General features: G+C 63.1%; 4 protein-coding genes. 3 read left to right on the top strand and 1 reads right to left on the bottom strand.

Annotation, left to right across the window (positions count from 1 at the left end):
• Positions 1-287 (bottom strand): VOC family protein (locus EN750_RS21205; protein WP_348629613.1); only part of this gene is annotated, 287 nt, incomplete at its 3' end.
• Positions 288-452: 165 nt separating this feature from the next.
• Between EN750_RS21205 and EN750_RS21210 the strand changes: the two genes are divergently transcribed.
• The 3 genes from EN750_RS21210 (at position 453) to preA (ending at position 3,993) form a co-directional block, all read left to right on the top strand.
• Complete coding sequence (locus EN750_RS21210; protein ID WP_127397545.1) at positions 453-1,136, top strand: gamma-glutamylcyclotransferase; 684 nt, start codon at positions 453-455, stop codon at positions 1,134-1,136.
• Between the two features lie 176 nt (positions 1,137-1,312).
• Positions 1,313-2,677 carry an NAD(P)-dependent oxidoreductase gene (locus tag EN750_RS21215; protein WP_127397546.1) on the top strand — a complete coding sequence of 455 codons (1,365 nt, stop codon included), beginning with the start codon at positions 1,313-1,315 and terminating at the stop codon, positions 2,675-2,677.
• A gap of 2 nt (positions 2,678-2,679) precedes the next feature.
• The gene (preA, locus tag EN750_RS21220) at positions 2,680-3,993 is read left to right on the top strand and encodes an NAD-dependent dihydropyrimidine dehydrogenase subunit PreA (protein WP_127397547.1); all 1,314 of its coding nucleotides are present in this window, start codon (positions 2,680-2,682) and stop codon (positions 3,991-3,993) included.
• The last annotated feature ends 189 nt before the right edge of the window (positions 3,994-4,182 follow it).

Below are 4,182 nucleotides of genomic sequence, written 5' to 3' on the forward strand. Positions count from 1 at the left end.
GTGCCGCCGGCTTTCTCCAGCGATGCCGTGGCAGCGTCGGCATCCCTGGTGTGGATATAGCCAAGCCAGGCGGGCGGCATACCCATCTTAGCGGCATCCTCAGGCAAGGTCATCAGGCCGCCGACGCCACGTTCGCCGACATTCATGACGACATAGCGCGGCATGCCGGGCGCCTTGTCGAAGGGCTGCGCCGTCCAGCCGATGACTTGGGTGTAGAATGCCTCGGCGGCATCGAGATCTGATGTCATCAATTCGTACCAGAAGAAGGGCATCGGGGCTTTTGGCATTTTCGGTCTCCTCACCTTTCATACGTGATCGTCGTCCATCATAGGACGATCCTCACGACGGGAATCCGACACCGCCCGGAAAACAATGGGTGTGTGTGCCAAGCGTTCCCTGGTTGCGCACCCAGCGGTTTTCGATTTCTCTACGGCTATGAAGAGTTGTCGTTCATGCGCTTGATGTCGCTCACGCCCGAGCTTGTCGCACTGTGCCATCGGGAGGAGGCCGATCCCGGCCCGGACCCGAGCTGGACAGACATGAACGACGAGGACTTTCGAGACCTTGCCTTGCGGCTGTCCAATGAAGCCGATGAGGGACCACTATGGGTGTTCGCCTATGGGTCGCTGATCTGGAAGCCGGAATTCGAGTCGGTTGAGCAACAACTCGCCACGGCCTTTGGCTGGCACCGGTCCTTCTGCCTCGACATGGTGCGGTGGCGCGGCAGCGCCGAGCAGCCTGGATTGATGATGGCGCTCGAGCGGGGCGGACGCTGCAACGGCGTGATCTATCGCTTGCCGGAGGGCGAGAAGCCGGCGCAGATCGAAAGGCTGCTGCGGCGCGAGATCAGCGACCACGAAAGCATCGAGACGGTCCGCTGGCTGCCGGTCCATACGCCGCAAGGTAAGCTGCGCGCGCTCGGCTTCTGGGTCGGCGTGAAGGGCAGGGGAACGTCGCTGAACCAGCCGTTGGACAGAGTGGCGAGCGTGCTGGCCAGAGCCTGCGGGCATATCGGATCCGGCGCCGAATATCTCTACAACACGGTCAGCCACCTCGAGGCGTTCGGCATCCATGACCGCAATCTGTGGCGGTTGCAGCAGCTGGTCGCAGAGGAGGTCAAGACCATTCATGGCTGAAAGCTTGAACCCGGCCATTCGCTCGCACTGTAAAAGCAGCCTTGGCCTCCGATAACATGAGTAAAAAAATCATGTTATTATCCAGCCTTTTCAGAGACTTGCGCCGAAAATTGACCAATTGATAAAAAAATAAAACGTGCTAGCCTTCCCCAAAAGAAAACATGGGGGAACTGACGATGCCAGAAGGCCAATTCAGGGAAGGCATTGCGGGCGGCAGGCTCTCGGCCGACCAGTATGCGGATAATTTTTCCGACCTGCATCCGCCGCTCGATCACCACGAGGCGCTGGTCGAATCCGATCGCTGTTATTTCTGCTACGACGCGCCGTGCATGAACGCATGCCCGACCTCGATCGACATTCCGCTGTTCATCCGCCAGATCTCGACCGGCAATCCGATCGGTTCGGCCAAGACCATCTTCGACCAGAACATATTGGGCGGCATGTGCGCCCGCGTCTGCCCGACCGAAACGCTGTGCGAAGAAGTCTGCGTGCGCGAAGTGGCGGAAGGCAAGCCGGTGCAGATCGGCCGCCTGCAGCGCTATGCCACCGATGTCGCCATGAGCGAGAACAAGCAGTTTTATCCGCGCGCCGAGCCGACCGGCAAGACTGTCGCCGTAGTCGGCGCCGGGCCGGCCGGCCTTGCCGCCGCGCACCGGCTCGCCCGCCACGGCCATGACGTGACCATTCTGGAGACGCGCGCGAAGGCCGGTGGCCTCAACGAATACGGCATCGCCGCCTACAAGAGTGTCGACGATTTCGCCCAGGCCGAAGTCGACTACGTGACCGCGATCGGCGGCATCGACATCCAGAACGGCAAGGCCCTCGGCCGCGACTATCAGCTGTCGGATCTGATCCGCAATTACGATGCGGTGTTTCTCGGCATGGGCCTTGGCGGCGTCAATGCACTGCGTGCCGATGGCGAGGACGCCGACGGCGTCATCAACGCGGTCGAGTTCATTGCCGAGCTGCGCCAGGCCAGCGACCTTTCCGGCCTGCCGGTTGGCCGCCGCGTCGTCGTCATCGGTGGCGGCATGACGGCCATCGACGCGGCCGTGCAGTCGAAGCTGCTCGGCGCCGAGGAGGTGACGATCTGCTACCGGCGCGGCCAGGAGCACATGAATGCGTCCGAGTTCGAGCAGGATCTGGCCGCCGCCAATGGCGTCACCATCCGCCACTGGCTGCAGCCGAAGCGGGTGATCGCCGAGGGCGGCAAAGTGTCGGGCATCGAACTCGAATACACCGCCATGAACGGCGACAGGCTTGCCGGCACCGGCGAGACCCTGACGCTCGTTGCCGACCAGGTGTTCAAGGCGATCGGACAGAGTTTTGTGCCGGCAGCCCTCAACGGCAGCGGTGCGTCGATCGATCTCGAAGCCGGCCGCATCAAGGTGGATGCGGAAGGGCGTACGTCGCTTGCCAGGGTCTGGGCCGGCGGCGACTGCATCTTCGGTGGCGACGACCTCACCGTCTCGGCGGTCGCGCAGGGGCGCGACGCTGCGGAGAGCATCAACCGGGCACTGACCTCGAACGGGAGGGCATGAGCATGGCAGATATCAGAAACAATTTCGTCGGCATCAAGTCGCCCAATCCGTTCTGGCTTGCCTCGGCGCCGCCGACCGACAAGGCCTACAACGTCATCCGCGCCTTCAAGGCCGGCTGGGGCGGCGTGGTGTGGAAGACGCTCGGCGAGGAAGGCCCGCCGGTGGTCAACGTCAACGGCCCGCGCTATGGCGCGATCTGGGGCGCCGACCGCCGCCTGCTCGGCCTCAACAACATCGAGCTGATCACCGACCGAGACCTGCAGGTCAATTTGCGCGAGATCAAGCAGGTCAAGAAGGACTGGCCCGACCGCGCCATCGTCGTTTCGCTGATGGTGCCTTGCGTCGAGGAGGCCTGGAAGGCGATCCTGCCGGTGGTCGAGGAGACCGAGGCCGACGGTATCGAGCTGAATTTCGGCTGCCCGCACGGCATGTCGGAGCGCGGCATGGGCGCGGCTGTCGGCCAAGTGCCGGAATATATCGAAATGGTGGTGCGCTGGTGCAAGCAGAACACCCGCATGCCCGTCATCACCAAGCTGACGCCCAACATCACCGATGTGCGCAAGCCCGCACGGGCGGCACATGCCGGCGGCACCGACGCGGTGTCGCTGATCAATACCATCAATTCAATCACCGGTGTCGACCTCGACAGCTTCGCGCCGCAGCCGACAATCGACGGCAAGGGCTCGCATGGCGGCTATTGCGGCCCGGCGGTGAAGCCGATCGCCATGAACATGGTGGCCGAGATCGCGCGCGATCCAGAAACCCGCGGCCTGCCGATCTCCGGCATCGGCGGCATCACGACCTGGCGTGACGCGGCCGAATTCATGGCGCTCGGCGCCGGCAATGTGCAGGTGTGCACGGCGGCGATGACCTATGGCTTCAAAATCGTGCAGGAAATGATCGCGGGCCTCGAAAACTGGATGGACGAGAAGGGGCACGCCTCGCTCAACGACATCGTCGGCCGCGCCACGCCCAATGTGACCGATTGGCAGTATCTCAACCTGAACTACGTCGCCAAGGCGCGTATCGACCAGGATGCCTGCATCAAATGCGGCCGCTGCCACATCGCCTGCGAGGACACTTCGCACCAGGCGATCACCAGCATGGTCGACGGTATCAGGCACTTCGAGGTGATCGAGGCCGAATGCGTCGGCTGTAATCTCTGCGTCAATGTCTGCCCGGTCGAGAACTGCATCACCATGGAGCCGCTGGCAGCCGGCGTGATGGACCAGCGCACCGGCAGGCCGGTATCGCCGGTCTATGCCAACTGGACGACGCACCCGAACAATCCGATGGCCAAGGTGGCTGCGGAATAGGGACACGTCACGAGAAGAGCGCCGAGGGCGCAGCAGCTTCTCTTCTCCCCGTCACTACGGGAGAAGGGGCCGGCAGGCGGATGAGGGGCAGCGCGACCTTTGGGATGATCTGCCCACCAGTCGCCCGCACCTCATATCAAAGTTGGCGCCGCCCCTCATTGCCCTGCCGGGCATTTCTCCCCGTATAGT

Source organism: Mesorhizobium sp. M7A.F.Ca.ET.027.03.2.1, from assembly GCF_003999175.1.
GTDB lineage: Bacteria > Pseudomonadota > Alphaproteobacteria > Rhizobiales > Rhizobiaceae > Mesorhizobium.